The 23801-nt window shown below is 33.9% G+C and carries 24 protein-coding genes and 1 riboswitch; of the genes, 7 read left to right on the top strand and 17 right to left on the bottom strand.

Going from position 1 to position 23801, the window contains the following annotated elements; genetic code table 11:
* Positions 1-33: 33 nt before the first annotated feature.
* Genes CD29_RS08725 through CD29_RS08705 form a run of 5 tightly spaced genes read right to left on the bottom strand, consistent with a single transcriptional unit; the run spans position 34 to position 2057 of the window.
* Positions 34-429: a DsrE/DsrF/DrsH-like family protein gene (locus CD29_RS08725; protein ID WP_036185489.1), complete on the bottom strand. Its 396-nt coding sequence runs from the start codon at positions 427-429 to the stop codon at positions 34-36.
* A gap of 27 nt (positions 430-456) precedes the next feature.
* Positions 457-1020, bottom strand: a complete 564-nt coding sequence (locus CD29_RS08720) for a sulfurtransferase TusA family protein (RefSeq protein WP_036185485.1) — start codon at positions 1018-1020, stop codon at positions 457-459.
* Positions 1021-1069: 49 nt separating this feature from the next.
* Positions 1070-1366, bottom strand: coding sequence for a rhodanese-like domain-containing protein (locus tag CD29_RS08715; protein ID WP_036185483.1), 297 nt, complete (start codon positions 1364-1366; stop codon positions 1070-1072).
* Positions 1367-1389: 23 nt separating this feature from the next.
* Positions 1390-1737, bottom strand: coding sequence for a rhodanese-like domain-containing protein (locus tag CD29_RS08710; protein ID WP_036185473.1), 348 nt, complete (start codon positions 1735-1737; stop codon positions 1390-1392).
* A 59-nt stretch (positions 1738-1796) separates the two neighbouring features.
* Entirely contained in the window at positions 1797-2057 is a 261-nt protein-coding gene (locus tag CD29_RS08705; protein WP_036185469.1) for a metal-sensitive transcriptional regulator, read from the bottom strand.
* Positions 2058-2281: 224 nt separating this feature from the next.
* On the opposite strand from CD29_RS08705, the gene CD29_RS20780 reads away from it, so the two are divergent.
* Positions 2282-2410, top strand: a complete 129-nt coding sequence (locus CD29_RS20780; protein WP_268870980.1) for a hypothetical protein — start codon at positions 2282-2284, stop codon at positions 2408-2410.
* A 13-nt stretch (positions 2411-2423) separates the two neighbouring features.
* Here CD29_RS20780 and CD29_RS08700 read toward each other — a convergent pair whose 3' ends face one another.
* Positions 2424-2705, bottom strand: a complete 282-nt coding sequence (locus CD29_RS08700; RefSeq protein ID WP_036185726.1) for a metal-sensitive transcriptional regulator — start codon at positions 2703-2705, stop codon at positions 2424-2426.
* A gap of 306 nt (positions 2706-3011) precedes the next feature.
* On the opposite strand from CD29_RS08700, the gene CD29_RS20465 reads away from it, so the two are divergent.
* Positions 3012-3182 (top strand): hypothetical protein, encoded by a 171-nt coding sequence (locus tag CD29_RS20465; RefSeq protein ID WP_169716169.1) that lies wholly within the window; start codon positions 3012-3014, stop codon positions 3180-3182.
* A 288-nt stretch (positions 3183-3470) separates the two neighbouring features.
* Positions 3471-4859, top strand: coding sequence for a hypothetical protein (locus tag CD29_RS08695; protein WP_408056613.1), 1389 nt, complete (start codon positions 3471-3473; stop codon positions 4857-4859).
* A 46-nt stretch (positions 4860-4905) separates the two neighbouring features.
* On the opposite strand, the gene CD29_RS08690 is transcribed toward CD29_RS08695, so the two are convergent.
* From CD29_RS08690 to CD29_RS08675, 3 genes are all read right to left on the bottom strand, one after another.
* Positions 4906-6648: a sigma-70 family RNA polymerase sigma factor gene (locus tag CD29_RS08690; protein ID WP_235801806.1), complete on the bottom strand. Its 1743-nt coding sequence runs from the start codon at positions 6646-6648 to the stop codon at positions 4906-4908.
* A gap of 172 nt (positions 6649-6820) precedes the next feature.
* Complete coding sequence (locus tag CD29_RS08680) at positions 6821-7999, bottom strand: thiolase family protein (RefSeq protein WP_036185459.1); 1179 nt, start codon at positions 7997-7999, stop codon at positions 6821-6823.
* 138 nt (positions 8000-8137) lie between these two features.
* Complete coding sequence (locus tag CD29_RS08675; protein WP_036185457.1) at positions 8138-8977, bottom strand: MBL fold metallo-hydrolase; 840 nt, start codon at positions 8975-8977, stop codon at positions 8138-8140.
* Between the two features lie 261 nt (positions 8978-9238).
* Here CD29_RS08675 and CD29_RS20230 point away from each other — a divergent pair, with 261 nt between their 5' ends.
* Positions 9239-9412 carry a hypothetical protein gene (locus tag CD29_RS20230; RefSeq protein WP_156111883.1) on the top strand — a complete coding sequence of 58 codons (174 nt, stop codon included), beginning with the start codon at positions 9239-9241 and terminating at the stop codon, positions 9410-9412.
* A gap of 53 nt (positions 9413-9465) precedes the next feature.
* Here the strand turns inward: CD29_RS20230 and metA are convergent, their stop codons facing one another.
* The 4 genes from metA to CD29_RS08655 all read right to left on the bottom strand — a co-directional run bounded on the left by metA (position 9466) and on the right by CD29_RS08655 (position 15785).
* Complete coding sequence (gene metA / locus CD29_RS08670; RefSeq protein ID WP_036185453.1) at positions 9466-10416, bottom strand: homoserine O-acetyltransferase MetA; 951 nt, start codon at positions 10414-10416, stop codon at positions 9466-9468.
* A 115-nt stretch (positions 10417-10531) separates the two neighbouring features.
* A riboswitch (SAM riboswitch) is annotated at positions 10532-10639 on the bottom strand.
* A 61-nt stretch (positions 10640-10700) separates the two neighbouring features.
* Complete coding sequence (locus CD29_RS08665; protein ID WP_036185450.1) at positions 10701-11465, bottom strand: hypothetical protein; 765 nt, start codon at positions 11463-11465, stop codon at positions 10701-10703.
* 20 nt (positions 11466-11485) lie between these two features.
* Complete coding sequence (locus CD29_RS08660; protein WP_036185448.1) at positions 11486-15250, bottom strand: DEAD/DEAH box helicase; 3765 nt, start codon at positions 15248-15250, stop codon at positions 11486-11488.
* 112 nt (positions 15251-15362) lie between these two features.
* The gene (locus tag CD29_RS08655; protein WP_036185446.1) at positions 15363-15785 is read right to left on the bottom strand and encodes an acyl-CoA thioesterase; all 423 of its coding nucleotides are present in this window, start codon (positions 15783-15785) and stop codon (positions 15363-15365) included.
* Positions 15786-15959: 174 nt separating this feature from the next.
* On the opposite strand from CD29_RS08655, the gene CD29_RS08650 reads away from it, so the two are divergent.
* The 3 genes from CD29_RS08650 (at position 15960) to CD29_RS08640 (ending at position 17361) form a co-directional block, all read left to right on the top strand.
* A complete protein-coding gene (locus CD29_RS08650; RefSeq protein WP_036185444.1) occupies positions 15960-16334 on the top strand; it encodes a nucleotide excision repair endonuclease in 375 nt (124 codons plus the stop codon).
* A gap of 278 nt (positions 16335-16612) precedes the next feature.
* Complete coding sequence (locus CD29_RS08645) at positions 16613-17080, top strand: hypothetical protein (RefSeq protein ID WP_036185442.1); 468 nt, start codon at positions 16613-16615, stop codon at positions 17078-17080.
* Positions 17068-17361, top strand: coding sequence for a YxcD family protein (locus tag CD29_RS08640; protein ID WP_036185440.1), 294 nt, complete (start codon positions 17068-17070; stop codon positions 17359-17361). The genes CD29_RS08645 and CD29_RS08640 overlap by 13 nt, the downstream gene beginning before the upstream one ends.
* Before the next feature lie 117 nt (positions 17362-17478).
* Here CD29_RS08640 and CD29_RS08635 read toward each other — a convergent pair whose 3' ends face one another.
* The 4 genes from CD29_RS08635 to CD29_RS08620 form a co-directional block, all read right to left on the bottom strand.
* Complete coding sequence (locus CD29_RS08635; protein WP_036185439.1) at positions 17479-17748, bottom strand: hypothetical protein; 270 nt, start codon at positions 17746-17748, stop codon at positions 17479-17481.
* A 152-nt stretch (positions 17749-17900) separates the two neighbouring features.
* Positions 17901-20108, bottom strand: a complete 2208-nt coding sequence (locus tag CD29_RS08630) for a 5'-nucleotidase C-terminal domain-containing protein (protein ID WP_081976200.1) — start codon at positions 20106-20108, stop codon at positions 17901-17903.
* Between the two features lie 215 nt (positions 20109-20323).
* Complete coding sequence (gene acnA, locus CD29_RS08625) at positions 20324-23026, bottom strand: aconitate hydratase AcnA (RefSeq protein WP_036185437.1); 2703 nt, start codon at positions 23024-23026, stop codon at positions 20324-20326.
* A 194-nt stretch (positions 23027-23220) separates the two neighbouring features.
* The gene (locus tag CD29_RS08620) at positions 23221-23775 is read right to left on the bottom strand and encodes a hypothetical protein (RefSeq protein WP_036185434.1); all 555 of its coding nucleotides are present in this window, start codon (positions 23773-23775) and stop codon (positions 23221-23223) included.
* Between the last annotated feature and the right edge of the window lie 26 nt (positions 23776-23801).

Here is a 23801-nt window from a genome sequence, read left to right as displayed (position 1 = left end):
AACTATAAATATTAAGTTATAACAAAATTGGTATTAGAATGTTAATGTTGGTGCTGCATCTTTAGCAAATTCTAAGAATGTAACAGCTCCTCCAACTTCAATTCCATCGATAAAGTCTTCTTTCGTTAAGCCCATCACGTCCATTGTCATTTGACAACCAATGAATTTTACACCCATGTCTTGTGCCATTTCTACTAGTTCTGGAATGCTAGGTACATTTGCTTTTGCAAATCCTTCTGCAAAGTGTTCACGACCTTCTGGCATTGGTAATTGTTGCATTCCTTGTTTATGAATTAAGTTTAACCCTTCAAATGTGAAGAAAATTGCTACTTCCTTCTCAGTTGCGGCCGCAGCCGTTGCAATATTAAATACTTTGTAAGCGTCAAATAACCCACCGTTACTTGCGATAATAGCTACTTTGTTTGACATAATAAATTCCTCCAATAATTTAAGTTTTTATATTTTTTTTGTTAAATCGTCGTTCCAAGAACTCATTCCTGGTAGCACGTTTACCACTTTAGTAAATCCTTTTTCTGCTAATTTCTGTGCAGCTAAGTCACTGCGTGTTCCTGTACGACAGATCACATAGATTTCTTGATCTTTGTCTAGCTCATCTAAACGATTCTCTAACTCACCCATGGGGATAGATCTAGAACCTTCAATATGACCAAATGCGTATTCTGCTTCTTCACGAACGTCTAGTATGATTCCACCATTAGAAGCACGATCAATTACTTCTTCATTGGTAATCGTCTGTTCAAATTTCTTTTCCGCTTCGTGATCATCGCCACTTTTACGGATGTAATGTAGTAAAACACCATCATGTTCTTTAGTGCCAATATACTGATGTCCTACACTTTCAGACCATGCTTTTAAGTCTGCTATCGAACCTTTATCAGTTGCCTGTACTTCTAAGATTTGTCCGCTTTCAACATCATTCATTGCTTTTTTTGTTTTAACAATCGGCATTGGGCAAGCAAGACCTTTACAGTCTAATTTTACATCTACTTTAATTGACATTTACTAAAAACCTCCATATACCTATTAGGGTATTAATTTGCTTAAAAAATTATTCGACTTTTCCTTCCCAGGAAAGCATACCACCTGTCATATTTGTTACATTAAAGCCTTGGCTTTCTAAATATTGAGTTGCTTGACCACTACGTCCACCTGAGCGACAAACCATAATATAAGGTTTATTTTTATCAAGTTCGTGTGCACGGAATTCTAGTAATCCAAGTGGAATATTCGTAATGCCAGGAATATGACCATCTTTTACTTCATCCACTTCACGAACATCAATTATATTTAATTGTTCACCATTTTCTAAATGTTTTTGAACTTCATTTACAGTGATTTCTTTCATTATATTTACCTCCATTTTATTTATTAGCCTCTCCAAGCACTCATACCGCCACGAACATTTGTGACATGTTCATATCCCAATTTTTTCAGCTGTTTACATGCTTGTGCGCTTCTCATTCCACTTTGACAAATGACTACTATTTCCTTGTCCTTTGGAAGTTTTGAAAAATCAGATCCTAGAGGGATATTTTTAAACTGTCGAATATTGCGAGCCTTATACTCACCTGGCGTTCGTACGTCAACAAACACTTTGTCTTTGTCGTTTAATATTTCTTTTAATGAATCTGTCGTTATAGTTTTTGTCCCTTTAGCAGGTTTCATGCGCCAGAACATAAAAACAATAACAGCCGCTAAAATTAACCAAAATTCCATCTTAGTCCCTCCTATATACCACCCAAGGTATAATTTTGTTGAAAAATAAAAGCCGACTTTTAACGACTTTTAACGATTAAATCCATTGCTTCTTGTACTGAGTCATTGTTTGCGTTCTTACTAGTTACATCTAGTAGACATTCTTTTAAGTTTTCACTAACAATGACACTTATTGTATGGTCTGCTCCAGATCGAACAGCTGATAATTGAGTGACGACGGCTTTACAGTCTTCTCCTTCGTCCATCATTCTCAATATCCCTCGAAGTTGACCTTCTATTCGTTTGATTCGATTTTTTACTTTAACATCATACGTATTCACTTTTGCCGCCTCCTTTCTCGTGATTATCTCTTGCTGATATACATATAATATACCCCTATAGGTATAATGTCAACTCTTTAAAAGAACTTTTTAAAGTTTATCTTTATTATGATTTGAGAACATCGAGATTTGTCAAAAGTTTATTTCAATCTTTTATGGTTTCAGCGATATAATATGGTAAACCGCAATTCGCGAATGAAATATTTTCATCACGCTCTACAAGTATGATTTCGGTATCTTCGCTAATTCTTCTTATACGAGCTGCTGCTGTTGCTCCATCTGCAATTGATTGGAGTTTTCAAAAACTAGATGCTCCATTTTGTACCCATTGGGGTATTTGTTCTCGCAAATAAAAAGTCGAACTAGTTATCGACTCTTTACAAAAAGATTGACAGCTTCTTGAATAGATTCATTCATAGCTTGTTCGTCCCCTTGTGCTGCTTGGATGCACTCTGCTAAGTTCTGGCTTACTATTAAACCTATAGCACGATCCACACCTGAACGAGCGGCAGATAATTGAGTAATGACAGCTTTACAATCTTTTCCTTCTTCCATCATCTTTAGAATTCCACGAAGCTGCCCTTCTGCCCTTTTAATTCTGTTTTTGATTTTATCATCATATGAATTCAACTGTGCTGCCTCCTCCATTTCTACTGAATTATTATTGATAGCCATATCATATACCCGTATAGGTATTGCGTCAACTGTTTTATATTAAATCATTTTGTTGTTATAAGTTATTGTTGCCATTTTGAAAATGGAGAATTTTTTTATTCAATTTAACATAGAAGAATAACGCGTAATTACTATTGTGTATTATATATAATTTTTCCTTTAATTCATTATTTTATTTCTAATTGTATTGGAAACAAGTCCCTGAATTTTAACGTTTTTTTAAGCCAAAATAATTAAAGTTCAGGCAATGAACAAATTTTAAAAAAGAAGGTGATATAGATGAAGGCAAACATAAATAAAATTTTACCGATTTTCGCTTCAGTTGGAATAGGCATTGCTACTTATCAAATGCTAAGTGGAAATGGCGGAAAAGCCAAAAATATGATGCCACTTGTCTCTAACATGATGGGAATGGGAACTGGAGTACAAGGTCAAAATCAACAACAATAAGTAATCAAAAACAATGATAAAGAAACGATTTTCTATTTAAGTACTTCCCTCCAATCCACAAATTGTCCCCTTTCCATGTCAACGATATTGTTGGGGGACTTTTTTATTTTATTCAACAATCGGGTGTTTATTAGACTAGAAAATTCCTCTCAAATGAAAACATCACCCTCCTATCATGTAACAAAACATCCCCATGTAAATTATATATTCAAGGAATTAGATAAGCACACACCCATTCCTCATTGTCCTCATATTCTATAGGCAAATGTACTGTAGGGGGAGATTGTATTGGTTGCTTTAAGTGCTCTACATTGGATTTATGTTGTCTTTATAGTGTTAATCATTGGGTTTATGGTCAAACGTCGTGATACAACATTAATTAGTATTCTTGGTATTTTTCTAATTGCAGTTGTTGCAACTGGCGATTTGACTTCATCTGTAAGCGGTGTCTTTAAAAGTTTTGTTTTTGCTACAACTGAATTATTATCGACCATATTGATAATTTGTATCATCGTTGCAATGAGTAAAGTTTTACAAAAAACTGGTATTAATGAGGTCATGGTCGCGCCATTTACAAAAATTATTAAAACACCAGCTCTCGCTTACTGGACGATTGGTATTTTAATGATGCTTATTTCTTGGTTCTTCTGGCCATCCCCTGCCGTCGCATTACTTGGTGCAGTTATGTTACCAGTCGCAATCCGCGCGGGACTTCCTGCACTAGGAGTTGCAATGGCAATGAACCTATTTGGTCACGGTATTGCGTTATCTGGTGACTTTATAATACAAGGAGCTCCAAAGTTAACAGCAGATGCTGCAGGTATTCCTGTAACAGATGTAGTGACAGCGAGTATTCCATTAGTCATAACAATGGGTGTCGTCACAACTATTGTTGCATTTTTCTTACTTCGTCGTGATATGAAGCGTGGAAATCTTGAAATGGTTGGGACTTATGATGGTGAGAAAGTAGTAGAAGATGTAGAGGAAGGATTATTATCAAAAGGCCAAAAACAATTTTTTGCGATATTTATTCCAATTGCATTTATTTTAGATGTAGTTGCAATGTCTGTCTTTAAGCTATCTGGTGGTGATGCAACAGCGATTGTTGGGGGAACAGCGATTTTTATTTTACTTTTACTATCGATGTTTGCTCATAAAAATTCAGGGTTGGAAAAGACGACAAGTTATTTAATAGAAGGATTTCAGTTCGGTTTTAAAGTATTTGGTCCAGTTATCCCAATTGCAGCATTCTTCTATCTAGGTGACTCAGGATATTTAACCATTATAGGTGATTTACCAAGTGGATCACAAGGTATTGTAAACGACTTAGGTATAGCATTAGCTGCAGTAGTCCCATTAACGAAGGAAATTGCTGTCATTACTTTAACAGGTGTTGGAGCAATCACCGGACTTGATGGTTCTGGTTTCTCAGGTATTACCCTTGCTGGATCGATCGCTAACTTATTTGGAACTGCAATTGATGCCGGTACAGCTACATTAACTGCAATGGGGCAAATTGCTGCTATTTGGGTTGGTGGCGGGACATTAGTACCTTGGGCGTTAATTCCTGCAGCTGCTATATGTAATGTCAGTCCATTCGAGCTTGCACGGAAAAACTTCATTCCAGTCGTTGTTGGTCTCGTTATAACATCTATTGTTGCGATGTTCTTAATTTAATAAGTCAAAATGCATGGCGGAGTTTAATTTCGCCATGCATTTTTAATTAATCAAGTTTTTTAAGTTCATTCGTCGATATCAACTGATAATAACTGCTTTTTGATTCAATAGCATCTGAATATTCAACAGAAAAAAGTCTTCCTTCGAAATTTATATGAAGAAATGGCCATGCCCAACGAGGTTCGCTAAAACTTGGTAAAATAGTAGTCATCATCATTCTGTCATCTTCTACTTTAAAAATTGTTCCTTCTTTATCATCAAAAAGAATTTCCATTTGACCATCATTATCTATATCCATGTTAAATGAATCATTTGATTGATAATAATCAAGATACTGATAGTTTCCTTCTGATTCACTATAATAAAGATACAACTTTTTTTCATATATTGGTGATTCTAATAAAACGATATTTATTGGATTTTTATCAGGGTGTAAGTTTATTTCTTTAAATTGATATTCTGGTTCTTTGTTGTTGTAATAGTCAAAGTATGGAATATGATGAATACTTCCCTCTTTTTCGATGATTAAATAAAATGCATCATCACGCATATAAATCGTTGCTTCACCACCATCTGGAAGTGTGTAGGTCTCTGATATTGGAACCAATTCTCTACTTAGATTTGTAGATAGTATCCCAGTTTCACCTGCATTTACATAATTGAGTGCAACTGTTTCAGGGAGTTTGTATGGTTTATAGAGAGTCCAATCTTCATAAATATCTTCGGAAACATCGATAATCTGTTCTCCAATTGGGTAATTAATAAATATTCTATTCATATAAGTAAGACCATCTGTTACATTTTCATGTATCAAATACATACTTGCACCTGGTTCGCTTTTATTATGAACCAAGCCTAATATTCGAAGGGATTCGAAGTTGACATTTTCATACTTTTGGAAAACTTCTTTATTTGAAGCAACTACATACGTGCTAGAAATACTTTCAAATTTTCCGTAGTCTTTTTCTTGAATTGCCTCAAAGTATTGAATTACTTTTTTGGCATCAATATCATTCGGGAATGCTTGATAGAATTGCTCAGTATCAAATTTGCCAGACGTATTTTCTTTAATATTCTCCTCTGCGATTTGTTCTTCCGGTTCATTATTCCATTCAACTATAAATAAGAACAGAGCGATGCTTGCAATAAGTGTTGTTGCAATAATTGGTAGAAGTTCTTTTTTCTTTTTTGGCTTTTTCGGCTGCATCATTTTACGGACTAAATTATCTGTTAGCCATTTTTCTTCACCAATTGCTTCTTCGATTCCTTTTTTAATTTGAGAATCTTTCATAGAGATCACTCCCTTCAAGCATAGTTTTTCTCTTCCTCTTTTTAATCTTGTCTTTACGGTATTAATTGACGTTTCTAGTAGTATTGCAATATCTTCAATTTTCATTTCCTTATAATAATACAGAACGATTACTTCTCTGTACTTAATAGGTAAATTCAGTACTGCATCCCCAATCACTTTTGTTGCGCTGTTTTCCATCACAATGGTTTCTGTTCTTGATTCACTTTTTAAAATAGACTGCATTTTGTTTGAGTAAATTAACCGTTTATATGTCCAACTACGTAAATAATCATAACTGCGATTAATGGTCATGCGATATAGATAAGTTTTGTAGCTTGAATCTCCCCTGAAAGCTTCTTTTTTTTCAAAGGCTTTTAATAACACATCTTGAACGATATCTTCTGCAGTTTGTTTGTTTTGCACATAGGTAAAGGCTAATCGCAATAATTCTTCGCCGTGGGTTCGAATGAATTGTTCGAGATCGTATTGTTCAGTCAATTGCGCCTCCTCCTTTTGAATTTTCTATTAGACGGAGCCCTTTGGAAAATAGTTTCAATTTTTGAATTATGTATTTTTCTTTCATAACCATTATTTCAAATAAAAGTTAAATATCCAACAAAAAAAGAATATGCCCCCTCTTTTCGAAATGAGACATATCCTAATTTTGAAATTAATTTACATTCTCTAGTAGAACAGCGATACCTTGTCCTCCACCAATGCACAGTGAAGCTATTCCATACTTTTTGTTTTGAAGCTGTAATTCTTTTGCTAATGTATAGGTTACTCTTGCTCCACTAGCCCCAACTGGGTGACCTAATGCAATAGCTCCACCATTTACATTTACTTTTTCTTGATCTAATTGTAATTCCCTAATGACAGCTAAGCTTTGTGCAGCAAATGCTTCATTCAATTCGAATAAATCAATATCTTGTAATGTTAGATTTGCTTTTTGTAATACTTTTTGAATTGCAGGCACTGGACCAATTCCCATAATGTTTGGATCAACCCCAGCAACTGCCCATGCAACAATTCTACTTAATGGTTTTAAGTTCTTTTCTTTAACTGCTTGTTCGGAAGCAATGACTACAGCTGCTGCCCCATCGTTGATGCCACTTGCGTTTGCGGCTGTTACAGTACCGTCTTTTAGGAACGCAGGCTTTAATGTACTCATTTTTTCAAGACTTACATTACTACGAACGTGTTCATCTCGTTTTACGACAATTTCTTGGCCTTTTACATTTTTTACTGTTACAGGTACAATTTCGCTTGTAAACCGGCCGGATTCAATGGCAATTGTTGCTTTTTGGTGAGATTGTACTGAAAATTCATCCTGTTCTTCTCTACTAATCTCATATTTTTTTGCTAGATTCTCTGCCGTAATCCCCATTCCACACCCGATATATTCATCAGTTAAAGTTCCCCAAAGCATATCATCAATGATTGGTGCTTTGTTTGGATTGCTAAAACGTGTACCTCTTAATACGTGAGGTGCACGAGACATATTTTCTGTCCCACCCGCAACAACTATCTGCGCATCACCTAACAAAATGGATTGAGCACCACTTACAATTGCTTGTAATCCAGATCCACATAATCGGTTAACTGTTAAAGCAGAAGATGTAATAGGAAGTCCGCTTTTTAAGCCGATATGTCTTGATAAGTAAGCAGAATTATTATTTGTGTGTATAATATTCCCAAAAATAATTTCATCAACATCAGTCGCATTAACTCCACTACGTTGTAATGCTTCTTTTGTCACTGCAACCCCTAATTCCACATCTTCCGTGTACAAAAAAGAACCTCCGTAACTTCCAAAAGCAGTTCGGCTTCCTTCTACTAAGTAAACCAATTTCTCTCCCCCTTTAAAATTCTTAATAGAAAACTATTACGTATTATCTATAAATATTCTGTAAGGTTGGATGTATTCCTTTTATTGTTGAAAAAATATAAAAACAGGTTCCAATGATTGAAACCTGTTTTGGTATCGTTAGTTTAAATATTTTCCGTAGTCTGGTCTTGCCATGTTATCAAAATTTTTGGCCAGTTTTTCTAGATTGTAATTTAATTCTTTTCCTCGAATAGGTATGCCATGACCAGTAACTGCTACAGATGGATTTAAACAAGCTAATTTATTAACTGATTCTCTTGCTAAATCCCAATCGGTTGTAAAGTATCTTGGAGGCCCGGTTATTTCAGGATCTTGAACTAATACTTTAAATAACGAGTCTTGCCTTACTGTTACAAATGCATCTCCAGCAATGAGAGCTCTGTCTTCTTCTCTAAAGAACGAAACATGACCAGGAGCATGACCTGGCGTATGAATCCATTTCCAGCCATCTAATGTTGGAACTGATCTGTCATCTGGTAGTGGCTTTACATGAGTTCCTAATTGAATTGGTTCATTTGGAAAATATGGAGACATTCTTGCTACAAGACCACCTTCCACAGATGGATCAGGTTCCGCATAACTCTTTTGCCCAGTTAAATAAGGGATTTCCATTTCATGTGCATAAACTGGAACATTCCAATGCTCGACTAATTCAATGATTGCTCCAACATGATCAAAGTGACCGTGAGTTAAAATAATTGCTTCTGGCCTAGCATTTGGACCAAACTGACTTTCAGCCTCTTCAATGATTTTTACGGCTGATCTAGGCATTCCAGCATCAATTAAAGACCAGCCATCTTTGTTTCCAACAAAACAAAGGTTAACTACTTGGATTGTATAACAATAAATATCATTGGTCACCTGTTGACCAACACCACTTAATATAGAAGTTACAGGAATATATTTGTAGTCATCACCATAGTTTAATTCTTCATTCATTAAAATTACCTCCCTTATTATCGTATTTTTTCTATTAATAAAATCTTTATACAATAAAGGGAGTTAAAAAAGAAATCTCTACAGAATTGGATATATTTGAAACTTATCTTAGTAATAGTCAATAAGAATTTTTCACTTTTATAGTACTATCAATAATAATTGTTAAAATATTCAATCTATTTAGTTTCACATCTCGTTTGGTTTAGTTTAAACTATTAATAATAAATTAGAATTCGAGTATAAAACCCAGGCGGTGATCATTTGAAATTTAAGTATATTACTGGAGTTTTTGCGATTATTGTAGGACTAATCTTTTTTGGTTTTAATTATGATCCACTTGGTATGATTGGAAATTTGGTTATTCATGTGATCGGAATTCTTTTTGTCGTTAAAGGAATCAATCTATTATTTCACAAAGAGCGAGCAACCAAATGACTACAAATCAAAAAGCGAATGTCTCTAATGTTTAGACACATTTGCTTTCTTTTTTAAATATGATATTCAATTTCATCTTCTTTATTGTCTTCAACAAAGTGCCAATCATATGGAGTTTCTTGGTAAACATAGTAGTTTAACCAGTTATAAAATAATAAATGAGAATGTGCTCTCCAAGTATTTTTTGGTTCATTTGTTGGATCATCATTTGGGAAGTAGTTAACTGGAATTTCAACAGGCTCCCCTTTTTCCACATCACGATGATACTCGTCAGCTAATGTCGTTGCATCATATTCTAGATGTCCTGTAATCATAATGTTTTTTGTATCTTTAGACTGAATTATAAATGCTCCCGCGTCTTCAGAATAGCTTAATAAGCGTAGGTGAGGATGGTTGCGAATTTCATCTAATGACACATCAGTATGTCTAGAGTGTGGCGCAAGGAATTCATCACTAAATCCGCGAACAAGATCAACAGTTAAGTCTGTAATGACATGCCCATAAATACCCGAACATTTCTTAGGTAACTCAAATTTCCCAATCCCATATAGATGGTATAGAGCAGCTTGAGCTCCCCAACAAATATACATGGATGATGTAACATTTATTTTTGCCCAATCCATAACTTTAGTAATCTCTTCCCAGTAGTTAACATCTTCAAATTCCATTCGTTCAACAGGTGCACCTGTAATTATCATACCGTCAAAACGACGATGTTTAATTTCGTCAAAAGTTTTATAGAACAACTCTAAATGTGATTTTGATACGTTTTTTGAAGTATATGTAGCCGTATTTAAAAATGTAACATTTGTTTGTAGTGGTGTATTTCCTAACAAACGTAGAAGTTGTAATTCAGTTTTTTCTTTTTCAGGCATTAAATTGAACACTAATATGTTTAATGGACGAATTTCTTGAGTACTTGCTCGATCTTCTTCCATTACGAAGATCTTTTCCTTTCTTAAAACCTCGCCAGCAGGTAAATTTTTCGGAATATTAATTGGCAATTGTCTTCCCCCATTCTTAAATAGTGCCAAATTTCATCTGAATTCAATACAAATGAATACAAAAAACCTCTCATTCCAGCAAGAGAATGAGAGGGTACGTTTCGAATATCGCGCTCTCTTATCTCTCAAGACATACGTCTTGCTGGAATTAGCACCTTTCTAACAATGTTAGAGGTTGCTGAAGCTTCAACGGGCCATTTCCCTCTGCTTCTCTTGATAAGATTTGATGAAATTACATATATACTAACATGAATATAAAATGTTTGCAATATTCTTTATTATTTTTATATTAATAATTGTTCTTTCCAAGTTTGACCTTCTTTAGTTGTAATGATCTTCTCTAATACTTCATCCCACTCATTTAGAAGTGTATTCCAAATTCGAGTAAAAATAATATCTTTATTTTCATCATAAATAATCATTTCGACACAAGGAATGTCATTTATTTGCTGGTATTCAATTTCGTCAACACTATTTATAAAAATTGGATTGGTAGTTTCTCCTTCTAATTGGTCCATTGTACTTAGCTTTCGAATCTCCTCAAGTAAGTTTTCATTTGGAATCGTAGGATGTTCCTTTTGCTCATAGTATCGAAAAATGGTTTCAGGGAAATCTTCATATTCTAATACTTCTTCTAAATCTCCAGATAAGAACGATTTGTGACTGGCACTAAATAAAAGTTCAGTAGATGTACTATCTTGGTCTTCTTCATAAATACCGCTTTCTAACTGAGCTTTCCCCTTTTTAGTTATTTGAAAGCCTTGTTCATCACGTAATATTAAACCCATTCGCTCCATTTTAGATAATAAATCATGTACAAAAAGATCTTCTACCAATAATATTTCACTAATTTGGGAGACAGTTTTAAACGGTACTTTTTGAACTGAAATTAAAAGCATTTTCATTAATATATCCATTTGTCTTCGTAGAACAGGCTTGTACGTAACTTGTATAGTATGTACAGGTAGACACCAAAGACTTGATTGAATGCACTTTTCATTCGGATGTAGTTGTGATGTGAACCTTTCCAGTAAAGATTGTAGACTCATACTGCCTCCAGAAAAATCTCTTAATTGTTAATAAAATAACGATAACCATTTTGACTTTTTACTGTTTCTAAAAGAGTTTGATACATCGTTTTTGTTTCGTTTAATTTCGGACGTTTCGTAAACATTTCTGTACTACCTACTAATAAAAGTAATTCTCTTGCTCGTGAAAGTGCTACATTTAAACGTCTGTAATCTTTAGCAAAGCCAATATCACCATGCTTATTGTCATTATTACGAACCATGCTAACTAAAATGACGTCCATTTCCATTCCTTGGAATTTATCAACAGAACCTGTACGTATATGTAGGTGGTTAAGCTCCAATTCATCAATAAGTTTATTGATTCGGTTAACTTGCTCTCTATAAAAGCTTATTACGCCAACTGATTTAAGTTGATGTTCTTCAAATGTACCATCAGCTTTAGATTTCTTTGTAGCATCATTCAAGTCAATTAGAAGTTTACTAATTACCTTCAATTCAGTTTCATTAAATAAACTTGAACCTTCTTTCATGCGTTGCTCAAAGTATTGTTGTTCATTTGGAACGTCAAACCATAATAAATGATCCTTTCGTGTGATCAATTTACTTTCTAGTTTATGATCCCTAACAGTATCAGAATCAGTCAAACCACATTTCAAAGAGTCATGTCCGCTTTGATAGAAAGGTGCAATAGTATGCATAATATTTTCATGCATACGATATTGGATTGCCAACATTTGTTTGTTGGAACGAGGTAAATTTTTATATAGTCGTTCAAATAAGGATTCCTCAAGAAGCTTTTCAAGCTCTCTCTTTTCTTCAAACGTGTTACTTTCTTTTATAACTTCTTCTAAAGTTTCTTCTAATGTATCGTCTCCGATTAACGGAGGAAGCTGATGATGATCCCCTACTAATACAACTTTTTTCCCTTTAAGCATTGGTAATAATAGTTCTGGTGGTGTTGCTTTAGAAACTTCATCAATAATAACAACATCAAAGATAGGATAGTTCTCCATAAATTCTTTATTTGCTGAAGCAACGCAAGTCGTACCTATCACATTTGCATGTTTTACATATAATTTTCGAATTTCCTCTAAGTCGTGCTCAGTGGATTGTTCTAGTAAGGACTTCCATTCATCTTGCAAAGATTGAGTTACAGGTAGTATTTTTATTTTATTTTTCAGGTCGTTAATTCTTCCATGTAGCTCATCTATTTGCTTTCTTGTCTTTTCTAATTCTGCTTCAGGATTTTGTTTTGCTATTTGTTCTAATTCAGAATACTGCTTTTCTAATTGAATTCCCGATGAATTTAGTTGTTTTAACTCATCTATCATGTCATTTAAAATAGTTTGACCATTAGTAATCTCAACAGTTACTTGCTCATCTTCTGTCATTTTTGCTGAAATCTTAGTTTGTATATTAGCTGCTTTTTCTATATTACTTTGATAGTTTTCAATTTCGTCATTATGAGTTTTCAAAGTAAACTGGAGTTCTTCTAATGATAAGCTACTATGTTCTTGTAAAGGGAGTTTCTCCATTTCACCTTTTATTTGATGGATAGAGTTGTTAAGTTGCTCTTTTTTGCTTTTTAATGATTGGATGGTAGATTGACTATTCCCAGCTTGATTGGATAGTTGATCAATAACTTCCTCCTTGATTTTTGAAAAAACATATTTAGACTCCTCAACTAATTTGTTATATTTATCAGTTAGTTGGTTTAAGTATAATTTTCGTAAATATATACCTTGAACAGATCGAATTCCGTTTTCTTTGTTGATTTTTCTTTGTGCAAAAGCCTGGCTTAGCTTCGTTAAAAATTCATTGACCTCTTGTAAGGAATATTGATGATTTAGTGGTAGTTGGTCAATAGAAACGTGAATGCCAAGCGTTTGATTGGAATACTCAATTGCCTTATTTAGTCGCGACACGATATCATTTAGGGATTGATAGTTTACAAATTGCTGATGAATTTTCTCAAGATCGAGAAACAACTGATTTAAGACAAATCCTCTACGAATTTCATGGCGTTCGATAAACTGTTCTACATCATACACTTTCTTCAAAGCATTTACTTCTTCTATAGTGGTACTTAAATTTGAAGATGTAGAATCATACTGCGTTAATTGATTTTGAATTTCAACCGATTGTATTTCGTATTGTTGTAGTTGTTTTTCCAATTTAGAATGATGAATTTGCTGTTCAATTAGTCTAATTAGTTGTTGATGTTTATGAATGTTATCTTCAATTTCCTCAATCGAGCCGATTTCACTTTGCTGGGCAGCCAATTCAGAAAGCCTCGATGTAATTTTAACCTTGGACTCATTAAGTTTCTCTATAGTTTGCTCTGTTTTTTCTCGCTCTTTTTTCAAAGGAATTATTTTCTTTTTTAACTCCGAAATTTCTTCAGATATACGTACTAATTCCTGTTCTGCTTGTTGTTTTTCTTCAATCGCTTTTTGAAGCTCAAGTATCTTATCTTCTAATGCTTTAATATGATCCGCATTCGCGTTGATTTCATCTTGTAGTTGTTGTTCTTTAGTCTGGTGTTGAGAAATTTCATTTGTAACAGCTTCTAAAGTTTGGATTTTCCAATAGTCTGCTACATTTTCTTCAATGAATTTTTTCCCTTCTTCTTCAATACTTTCCGTACGACCATAACGTAATATACGTATATCCTTGTTTGAAAGTAAACGACCTAATGCGTTATCAACTGCAAGGTTGGATTGTGATGCAATGAGGGTTTTTAATCCTGCTTTAGAATTTTGGTAACAAATTTCCGAAATCACCGTCGTTTTACCAGTACCTGGTGGCCCCTGGATTACATACAAGTCTTCTGCGCTCATCGCACCGATGACAGCATCTCTTTGATATTCGTTTAAATTATTATGAAATTCTATTTCTACATTATTTTTTCGTTCTATTATGTTAGGTTTGTCTTCAAAAAGTATATTCTCAAGATTTGCATTAGCTGCTAAACCATCCTTAAGTCGTTCGAATCCTTTTAATAAGCGATTTAACTGGGATTTAGTCGAAGCATTACTGAAAGTAATAAATTCAGAGGTAAAATCAAATTCACCTTTTTGTGCTAGTTTGCTTACATAAGGACTTAATTGGATTTCAATCTGTCGATTCCCTCGGTTTGCTTTTGTTACCTCACCGATCTCCTTATTAAAACCCCGAACATATGCACTTAAGCCCTTAAGTTGTTTCCACTGTTTATCATCAATCCCACTGCACTGAATACTTACTGTAGAGAAGTCAGATTGGAATTGAATAGAATGGAAAGTTCCTTCGATATCTTCAATGTCAGCATTCTTATTTAAAACTTTTAAGTACCCTTCCCAGCTTGTAATTCGCTTATTTACGTAATCAAATCGTTCCTGAGCAACTGGTAAATCTGCTAATAGTTGAATAAATTCTTTAGGATATGTATGACCATTTATTCTTGATGCTACAAAATGGATTCGAATGGGTTTTCTACGATTTGTTACAACTGGTGTATTTCCACCGCGCGTTCGAAAACTTTTCGCTATTAGTCCGTTTTTCAGATCAAATATGCAATCCATAATTACGACTCGTCCACCAAATTTTTTTGCAAGTATATTGTTACGTTTCGTATCAAAAAATATAGACAATGAAATGGACGATTGATCTATTGTTTGTTTTTCTATATAGACAAGAAATGATTGTTGCATTTTGAAAAAGGCATGTTCATCTTGAAAATGTTCTTTAATGGCTTCACGTGCAGTATTGGTTAATACGATAAAACATTTAACTGTATTCACTTCAGCTAATTTTTGTACCATGAACATACCTCCTCATTTTTGTTTAACAAACGTCATTATAACAAGTTTTTATTACTGTTTGTAGTTCTTATTCCAAATGAAAAAACTAGCGACTTTGCCGCTAGCCAAAGAATTATTTTATAACTGCTAGTTCTAAATATTTAGCATCCCACTCAGGGTCAACTTTACTTAAAGGATACGGTCTAAAATTGTCTTTTCTAACTAATGTATGTAATGAAGTTGCTGTTGCTGCAACTGAACCATCTTCATGGAGAATTTCATAACCATATGTTGTCTTTAACTTTGTATGGGATTCAATCCAAGTTCGAACAGTAGCAATTTGACCATAGCGCATTGCTTTTTTATATTGTATAGAAAGATCCAGTACTGGAGATAGATAGCCTTTTTCTTCTAATCCAGCATAGTTAAAACCCATATCAGCAACAAGTTGTGTTCGACCAATTTCCATCCATACTAGATAGTTTGCGTGATAAACAACACCCATTTGGTCGGTTTCTGCATAACGAATTTCTACTTTTTTTTCACTAACGAACATGTCTTCACCTCTCTATACATTATACATGAATGAAAAAATGCTGCAAAATGATAGTTTTTATTGAATTAACTAATAATAATAAAAACTTCATATTAATTACCCCATCGTATATAATGATGGATGGCCATGAATGGTAGCTAGTCCAAATAAAAACAAAATAGGATGTGACAAATTTTGATAAAGATTGAATTACCAAAACCAGATGTTGTAATTTATCAAAGAAAACAGGAACTTAAAGATGGTGAGGTGCCAATTCCATCAATAAACGGGTTCATTGATCTCCATAAGATTACGCGTGAAAATGGTGGATTTTTCTTATTTTATAATAAGGATAATGAAGTGTTATTTGTTGGGAAAGCAAGAAAACTACGCCAAAGAATTAAAAAACATTTTGAAGATAACGTATCACCGATTAAAAAATACCGTGATGAAGTATATAAAATTGAAGTATATGAAGTAGAAGATCCAATGGAACGTGAAATTTACGAAACATATGCGATTAACTTCCTACGCGCAAAATATAATATTGATAAAGTATTTTACCAATGAATTGGAATGACCGTCCCCTATTGGAGACGGTCATTTTCCATAAATCCACCATAAAACATTTTAGTAAAATCAATCTACATAAAGATATGATTAAAAATATAAATTCTTTTTATTTCCTTCGATTATTTTGAAACTTTTCACTCATAATAACGTAAATAAATTAATCAAAAAATGATATTCTATGAAAAACTATGTATTTCCTTTTTTTCAAAGAATTATTTTTGTTATAATAATAAATAGTGCATAAATATTGTGCTAATTATGGATGGAGGATTAGAATGAAAAAATTATCAGTACTACTATCAGCAACTTTACTTGCATTCACTTTAGTGTTTTCAAGTGTAGGTACATTACTACTTTTTGGTGATGATGTACAAACTGCTGAGGCGAAATCTTACAAATCAGGTAAAAAAGGTTTCACAAATAACCAAAATAACAACAATTCAAACATTCAAAACAAAGATGCTGACAAAAATACGTCAACAGTCAACAAAACAAATAATAATACAAATCCTACTAATAAAGGCGGCTTCTCAGCTGGTGGACTAATGAAAGGTCTAATGATTGGTGGATTAGCAGGGTTGTTATTTGGAGGCTTATTTGGAGATATGGGCTTAATTGGAAACATCTTAGGTTTTGCGATTAATGCCATTGCCATTGTTGTGATTATTGCACTTTGTGTGAAGATTTTCCAATTTATTACGCGTAGAAAAGATAAAGAGGTTACAGATAATTGGAAAAAATAATATTAAGTGAGCAGGATGTTGTAAACGCAATTTGTTTATTTCATGCTAAATTTAGACAAGTAAGCCCTTCTGAGGTAGAAGTTGAGTTGATGTATGATGACGAAAATGGTTTTTCGGCAGAGGCTTCTGTACATGGTCAGAATGACTTCTATAAAACAGCAAATCTAATTGCTGCTATACGATTATATATCGATGAACAGTTAAACCGCGACTCAATGTCAGCTCGAATTTTGTTAAACCTACATGATGACGAAGGTATTATAGCAAATATTGAATGGTAATAAAAAAACACATCTCGACCTATTTGGGACGAGATGTGTTTTTCTTATGAGGATTTTCTAATCAACTTTATTGTCGGCTAAAAAAACGTGCAATCATAACATCCGATTGCACGTTTATTATTGATCTAGCTCCTTCTTATCTAAGTATATTGTTTCTTTACTATCCATCAATCGATCAAATAAATGATAATAGAGAACATTTTCATTGATTAATTCTACAAAAAATTCTATTTCCGTTTCACAATCGATTGGCCATTCTGCAATTGCGAGTAATCCTTGTGGTGGAGGTATTTTATGGAGACATTCAATGACGTGATGATTTTCAAAGTTTAACAGGTAATACCTACCATCACGAAACTTCGCAAAAATACAATACCGTTTCTTCATAGTTTCCTATCCTTCCTTTATAGAAAATCAAGAATCTATTATTAAATCTATTACTTCTCTATTAAAAAACAATCATATTATTCTATATTAATAAAAAAGAGGATTTATGCCATAAACTGCATAAATCCTCTTTATATTTCTAGTTTAATAGATTAATTTGCAGAGATATCTACAATTCTACCTTCAGTTTCAGTAGGTAGTTCTTTTAAAGATTGTAAATGTTCACGTAAATTTTCCCAGTCAGACAATCCCAAATCAGTCACACGGCCGTCTACGTAGATTTTTTCAAATACATCATAACTATCTCCACCTTTAGCAGTGAATGCATTAGTTGCGACTGTATATGTTTTGTCAGCTTCGATTTCTAAATATTTTCCATTCTCATCTTTATATGAAATACTTACAATACGGTTACCAGCTGGTTTAGACGAATCAAATTCAATTTTACCGCCAGCTACATGTAAGAATCCACCGTTTTCTACAGGATATTTACTAACACTTAATTCAAATGCTTCTTTTAATTCTGCGCCAGTAATATCCATTAACGCAAGTGTATTACCATAAGGTAAAACTTCAATTACTTCTCCAACCGTAATTGGACCCTCATTGATACTTTTACGAATACCTCCACCATTTTGTAGAGCCATGATAACTTTCTTGTCTGTATATTTATTTGCTTTTACTAGCATACCATCAGTAATTAAGTTACCTAGAATTGTTTCGTTTTTACGTACACTTGGTTTTGTGTCGTCTCCATTAGTTCTTGGAAGTTCAAGTACAATTGGAGATGTTACTCCAATTTCATCTGCAGATATTAATTCAACTTGATCTTTATATGGTTTTAGTAGTTTTACTGCTTCTGGGTCTTCAGTATAGCCTGAAATGCTTATCAATTTCCCTTTAAAATCTACTACTACCCCGTTTTTATCGAACACAATATCTAACGTACCTAAGTAATCACTATTATTTGCAGCTTGTACAATGATTGTTGGATCTTTTGCAACACCGTTTTCATCTGTAGTTACTACATCAGGTTGTTCAAGTTTTGTATGGCTATGACCACCAACGATGATGTCAATGCCATTTACTGCCTTTGCTAATGAAAGATCGTCTTCACCACCAGGATTGTCATCATAGCCTAAGTGAGAAAGTAGTACGATTTTATCTACACCTTTATCTTCAAAAGCTTTTACAGCTTTTTCAGCTTCCTCTTTATAGTTTTCAAATGTAATTTCACCTGGTGAAGAAATTCCTTCAGTATCTTGTGTTGTTAATCCAAAAATACCAATTTTTTCCCCATTTACTTCTTTAATAATACCATTATAAATTTTACCGTTTTCAGGTTCACTTGAGATTAAATCTGTAAATAATCCAGTAAATTTGTCATCTTTAGAGAAGTCAATATTTGATGATACAAGTGGGAATTTTGCACCCTTGATAAAATCAACTAATGCTTGATGGCCTTCATCTGAATCACCTTGATCAAATTCATGGTTACCGAATGTCATCGCATCATAGCCCATATAGTTTAAAAAGGCTAAATCAGCTTGTCCTTTAAATTCGTTATAATAAAGTGTACCAGTATTTGCATCACCGGCATCTAATAATAGTGCGTTCGGTCTTAATGCACGAATATCTTTCACAGCTTGTGCACGTTTTGGTGCAAGATCAACTTTTGAGTGTGTATCGTTACTGTGCATAATGTTTAATTCAAGAGTAGTAGATTTGGCGTTCATCGCATTATAAGTTAATAAGGCTACTTGCTCTCTAGTTACTGATTGTTCAGGTGAGAAAGTGACTTTCGATGTTCCATTAGTTACTTTATTGTCTAGTACTCTTTTGATATCATCTGCATGGACATTCTCAGATTGTACATCTTCGAATGGTAATTCTTTAAAGTTAGCTTTGCTCAATGAGAATGCTTTAGATAAAATTGTAGCTAATTGAGCACGTGTAACTGGAGCTTCAGGGTTGTACTTGTTATTTCCGATACCAAAAATGATACCTTCAGCATTTAATGCTGCAATTTCTTTATAAAAAATATGTGATTGTGGTACATCAGTAAATCCTGGGTTTTTCACATTATCAGTAGTTAACTTTAATGCATTTGCAATTATTTTAGCTACTTCTCCACGAGTAACTACTTTTTCTGGTTTAAACGTACCATCAGGATTACCAACCATTATTTCTGATTTTGCAAGTTCAATAATACTATTATAGAAATTACTATCTATCTTAACATCACTGAATGAAATTGTTTCAGCTTGTGCTTGTGTTGGTACTGCTAAAATTCCAGATCCTACGACTACAGAAGTTGCTAACGTTGCATTGAATACTTTAGACATTGTTTTTTTCTTCAAAATGAAAAACCTCCAGAAAAATATTTTCACATACTACTTAATCTACTTTACTAAAAGAATGTTTAATAGAAATATATATGTTGTAAAAGATATGTAATTATTCTATTAATTTCTTTATATTTTCATTGTATTGTTCGTAGTGGAAATTTACAATGCAAAAAAGGTAAATTTCTCAAATAGAGAAATTTACCTTTTTATCGTAGTTCTTTATATTATTACTCAGCTGCTTTTTGACGAAGAACCATTTGTAAGATACCACCATGACGATAGTAATCTACATCTACTTCTGAATCGAAACGAGCAAGAGCTTGGAATGTTTTTACAGTTCCATCTTCAGCTTTAGCAGTTACAGTTAAGATGTCACGTGGTTTTACATCGTCTGTTAAGTTAACAGAGATTTCTTCTTTACCAGTTAATCCTAATGAATCTGCAGACTCACCTGGCATGAATTGAAGTGGTAATACACCCATCATAACAAGGTTTGAACGGTGGATACGCTCATAGCTTTGTGCGATAACTGTTTTAATTCCTAATAAGAAAGTTCCTTTTGCTGCCCAGTCACGAGAAGATCCCATACCGTAGTCGTTACCAGCTAATACTACTAAACCAGTACCGTCTGCTTGGTATTTCATAGCTGCATCGTAAATGTACTCTACATCACCTGTTGGCCAGTAAGTAGTAAATCCACCTTCTGTACCAGGAGCAACTTGGTTACGGATACGGATGTTAGCAAATGTACCACGCATCATAACTTCGTGGTTACCACGACGAGAACCATAAGAGTTGAAGTCACGGATTGCAACACCGTTTTCTTGTAAATATTTACCTGCAGGTGTATCTTTACCGATTGCACCAGCTGGAGAAATATGGTCAGTTGTAATTGAGTCACCAAACTTAGCGATTACACGTAATCCTTCAAGACCTTGAATTGCTTCTGGCTCTTTAGAAAGACCAGTGAAGAATGGTGGGTTTTGAATGTAAGTTGATTTATCATCAAATGTGTATAAAGAATCAGTTGATGTTTCAATTGCATTCCATTTTTCGTTAGCAGTAAATACAGTTTCGTATTCTTTTTGGAATAGTTCGCGAGTTACTACTCTATTTAAAACTTCGTTTACTTCTTCAGTTGAAGGCCAGATGTCAGCAAAGAATACATCGTTTCCATCTTTGTCTTTACCTAAAGAATCTTTTTGTAAGTCAATATCTACAGTTCCAGCTAATGCATAAGCAACAACTAATGGAGGTGATGCTAAGTAGTTAGCTTTTACTAATGGGTGAACACGACCTTCGAAGTTACGGTTACCAGAAAGAACTGAAGTTACGAATAAGTCTTTGTCTTTAATTGCATCTTCAATTTCAGGAAGTAATGGACCTGAGTTACCGATACATGTTGTACAACCATAACCTACAGTATTGAAACCGATTTGGTCTAGGTAGTCTTGTAAACCTGAATCTTGTAAGTAACCAGTTACTACTTTAGATCCTGGTGCTAATGATGTTTTAACCCAAGCAGGTGGTTGAATACCTTTTTCTACTGCTTTTTTAGCAACTAAACCAGCAGCTAAAAGAACGTATGGGTTAGATGTATTTGTACAAGATGTAATAGCAGCGATTGCTACAGCACCTGTTGGCATTTCTACATCGCCATCAGCAAATTTAATAGTAGATGTTTTAGAGAATTCATCTTCAGTTAAACCGAAACCTTGTACACCCATTGGAGCAGTAACTGCTTCATGGTAACGAGCTTTCATATCTGAAAGTGGAATTAAATCTTGTGGACGTTTTGGACCAGAAAGGTTTGGTTCAATTTCCTCTAATTTAATTTCTAATACGTCTGTGTAAACAGGTTCTAATGTTGGATCGAAGAATAAGCTATTAGCTTTTAAGTAGTTTTCTACTACTTCGATATGTTCTTCGTCACGACCTGTTAAACGCATATAGTTTAATGATTCTTCATCGATTGCGAAGAAACCACAAGTAGCACCATATTCTGGAGCCATGTTTGAAATAGTTGCACGGTCTGCTAATGGTAATTTAGATACCCCAGGACCGAAGAATTCTACGAATTTGCCTACTACGCCGCGTTTACGTAATACTTGAGTTACTTTTAACGCTAAGTCTGTAGCAGTAGCACCGTTTGGAAGTTCACCAGTTAATTTAACACCGATAACTTCAGGAATAGTGAAGTATGAAGCTTGACCTAACATACCAGCTTCTGCTTCAATACCACCAACACCCCATCCTAATACACCAAGACCATTGATCATTGTTGTATGTGAGTCAGTACCTACTACTGAGTCTGGGAATGTTTCAAAAGTGCCATCAGCATTTTCTTGAACGTGAACTACAGGAGCTAAATACTCTAAGTTAACTTGGTGAACGATACCAGTTGCAGGTGGTACTGCACGGAAGTTATCATAAGCTGTTTGAGCCCATTTTAAGAAGTTATAACGTTCTGCGTTACGTTCGAATTCTAAATCCATGTTCGCTTGTAATGCAGATGCATTACCGTATTTGTCAACTTGTACAGAGTGGTCAATTACAAGGTCAACAGGAATTGATGGATTGATTTTGTTCGGGTCTCCACCTAACTCTTTCATAGCTGAACGTAATGAAGCTAAGTCAACTACAACTGGAACCCCAGTAAAGTCTTGTAATACTACACGAGATGGTTTGAATGGTACTTCACCTTCTGGATCTGCTCCATTACCAAATTTCGCTAAATTATTAATGTGTTCTTCTTTAATTACATAGTTGTCATATTGGCGTAAAACTGATTCTAGTAATACTTTAATTGAGTATGGAAGGCGTGATACGTTTGCGATCCCAGCTTCTTCAATTGCAGTTAAACGGTAGTAGTTATACGTTTTACCTTTTACTTCAAATGAAGAACGGCTGTTGTGTAAATTGCTTGCCATTTGTACTCCCCCTAATTTTCTAATTGAAAAGGCTTAATAGAACGTCTTTTCTTCAATGTTCATCATACAATAATTGAATTCATAAGTAAATTACATTAAAATTATCTTTTGTAATAAGATAATTTTATGACTCATTTTTTTATAAAAGCGAGTAATAATTGACATATTTAAGAAAAACAATTGCCACCATTGAGTTAGATGGATAGTTCACTGATTGTTTCGTTATTAGAATTTATTAATTTTATTGTAAAATTTTCATGATTTTCTAAATGTGAAAACTGCACATACCAAATAGAATAATCATTAACATTATATATTGAAAGTACATCTTCTGACAGACTATTTAAGTCTATTAATTCAGCAGTTACACCGTTTACATCAACTTTAACTTCCCCACTAAGTTTAACCAGACCGTATATGATTTTTTGATCTGAAAAAGCTTGGGTAACTTTATTTTCTTCTAATGGATTGGGTAGAGAAGCACTTACTCTTTCGTGTGCGCTCCAACCCTTTAAGTTTTTCGTTACAACGCTAGTCCCAAAGTATTTTTTATTTGATAGAAAGAAAAATCGTTGTTCATTTTCTGTTTTTGGACCATCAATCCATTCATACTGACTATCAGTCGGTAAGGCTTCTTCGGGTGTTTTTTTACCGTTGCCAGTAAATTGGATAAAATATTGATTTACTAAAAAGGCAATGGCAATCAATGCCAGTGCTAATAACGTAATTCTATATGGGCCTTTTCTCAAGTTTCCACCTACTTAACTTAGTATAT

This window comes from Ureibacillus manganicus DSM 26584 (assembly GCF_000772945.1).
GTDB classification, from domain to species: Bacteria; Bacillota; Bacilli; order Bacillales_A; family Planococcaceae; genus Ureibacillus; species Ureibacillus manganicus.
The sequence above is the reverse complement of the archived record's forward strand: the minus strand, read 5'-3'. Positions and strand labels throughout refer to the sequence as shown.

What these genes read in the sequence shown, in the direction of transcription:
- CD29_RS20465 (WP_169716169.1), top strand. Translation starts at nt 3,012, where the DNA reads ATGAAGGCAAACATAAATAAAATTTTACCGATTTTCGCTTCAGTTGGA.
- CD29_RS08660 (WP_036185448.1), bottom strand. Translation starts at nt 15,250, where the DNA reads ATGGTACAAAAATTAGCTGAAGTGAATACAGTTAAATGTTTTATCGTA.
- CD29_RS08700 (WP_036185726.1), bottom strand. Translation starts at nt 2,705, where the DNA reads ATGGAGGAGGCAGCACAGTTGAATTCATATGATGATAAAATCAAAAAC.
- CD29_RS08720 (WP_036185485.1), bottom strand. Translation starts at nt 1,020, where the DNA reads ATGTCAATTAAAGTAGATGTAAAATTAGACTGTAAAGGTCTTGCTTGC.
- CD29_RS08725 (WP_036185489.1), bottom strand. Translation starts at nt 429, where the DNA reads ATGTCAAACAAAGTAGCTATTATCGCAAGTAACGGTGGGTTATTTGAC.
- CD29_RS08645 (WP_036185442.1), top strand. Translation starts at nt 16,613, where the DNA reads ATGAAAAAATTATCAGTACTACTATCAGCAACTTTACTTGCATTCACT.
- CD29_RS08710 (WP_036185473.1), bottom strand. Translation starts at nt 1,737, where the DNA reads ATGGAATTTTGGTTAATTTTAGCGGCTGTTATTGTTTTTATGTTCTGG.
- CD29_RS08715 (WP_036185483.1), bottom strand. Translation starts at nt 1,366, where the DNA reads ATGAAAGAAATCACTGTAAATGAAGTTCAAAAACATTTAGAAAATGGT.
- CD29_RS08655 (WP_036185446.1), bottom strand. Translation starts at nt 15,785, where the DNA reads ATGTTCGTTAGTGAAAAAAAAGTAGAAATTCGTTATGCAGAAACCGAC.
- CD29_RS08675 (WP_036185457.1), bottom strand. Translation starts at nt 8,977, where the DNA reads ATGAATGAAGAATTAAACTATGGTGATGACTACAAATATATTCCTGTA.
- CD29_RS08635 (WP_036185439.1), bottom strand. Translation starts at nt 17,748, where the DNA reads ATGAAGAAACGGTATTGTATTTTTGCGAAGTTTCGTGATGGTAGGTAT.
- CD29_RS20780 (WP_268870980.1), top strand. Translation starts at nt 2,282, where the DNA reads ATGATTTCGGTATCTTCGCTAATTCTTCTTATACGAGCTGCTGCTGTT.
- CD29_RS08665 (WP_036185450.1), bottom strand. Translation starts at nt 11,465, where the DNA reads ATGAGTCTACAATCTTTACTGGAAAGGTTCACATCACAACTACATCCG.
- acnA (WP_036185437.1), bottom strand. Translation starts at nt 23,026, where the DNA reads ATGGCAAGCAATTTACACAACAGCCGTTCTTCATTTGAAGTAAAAGGT.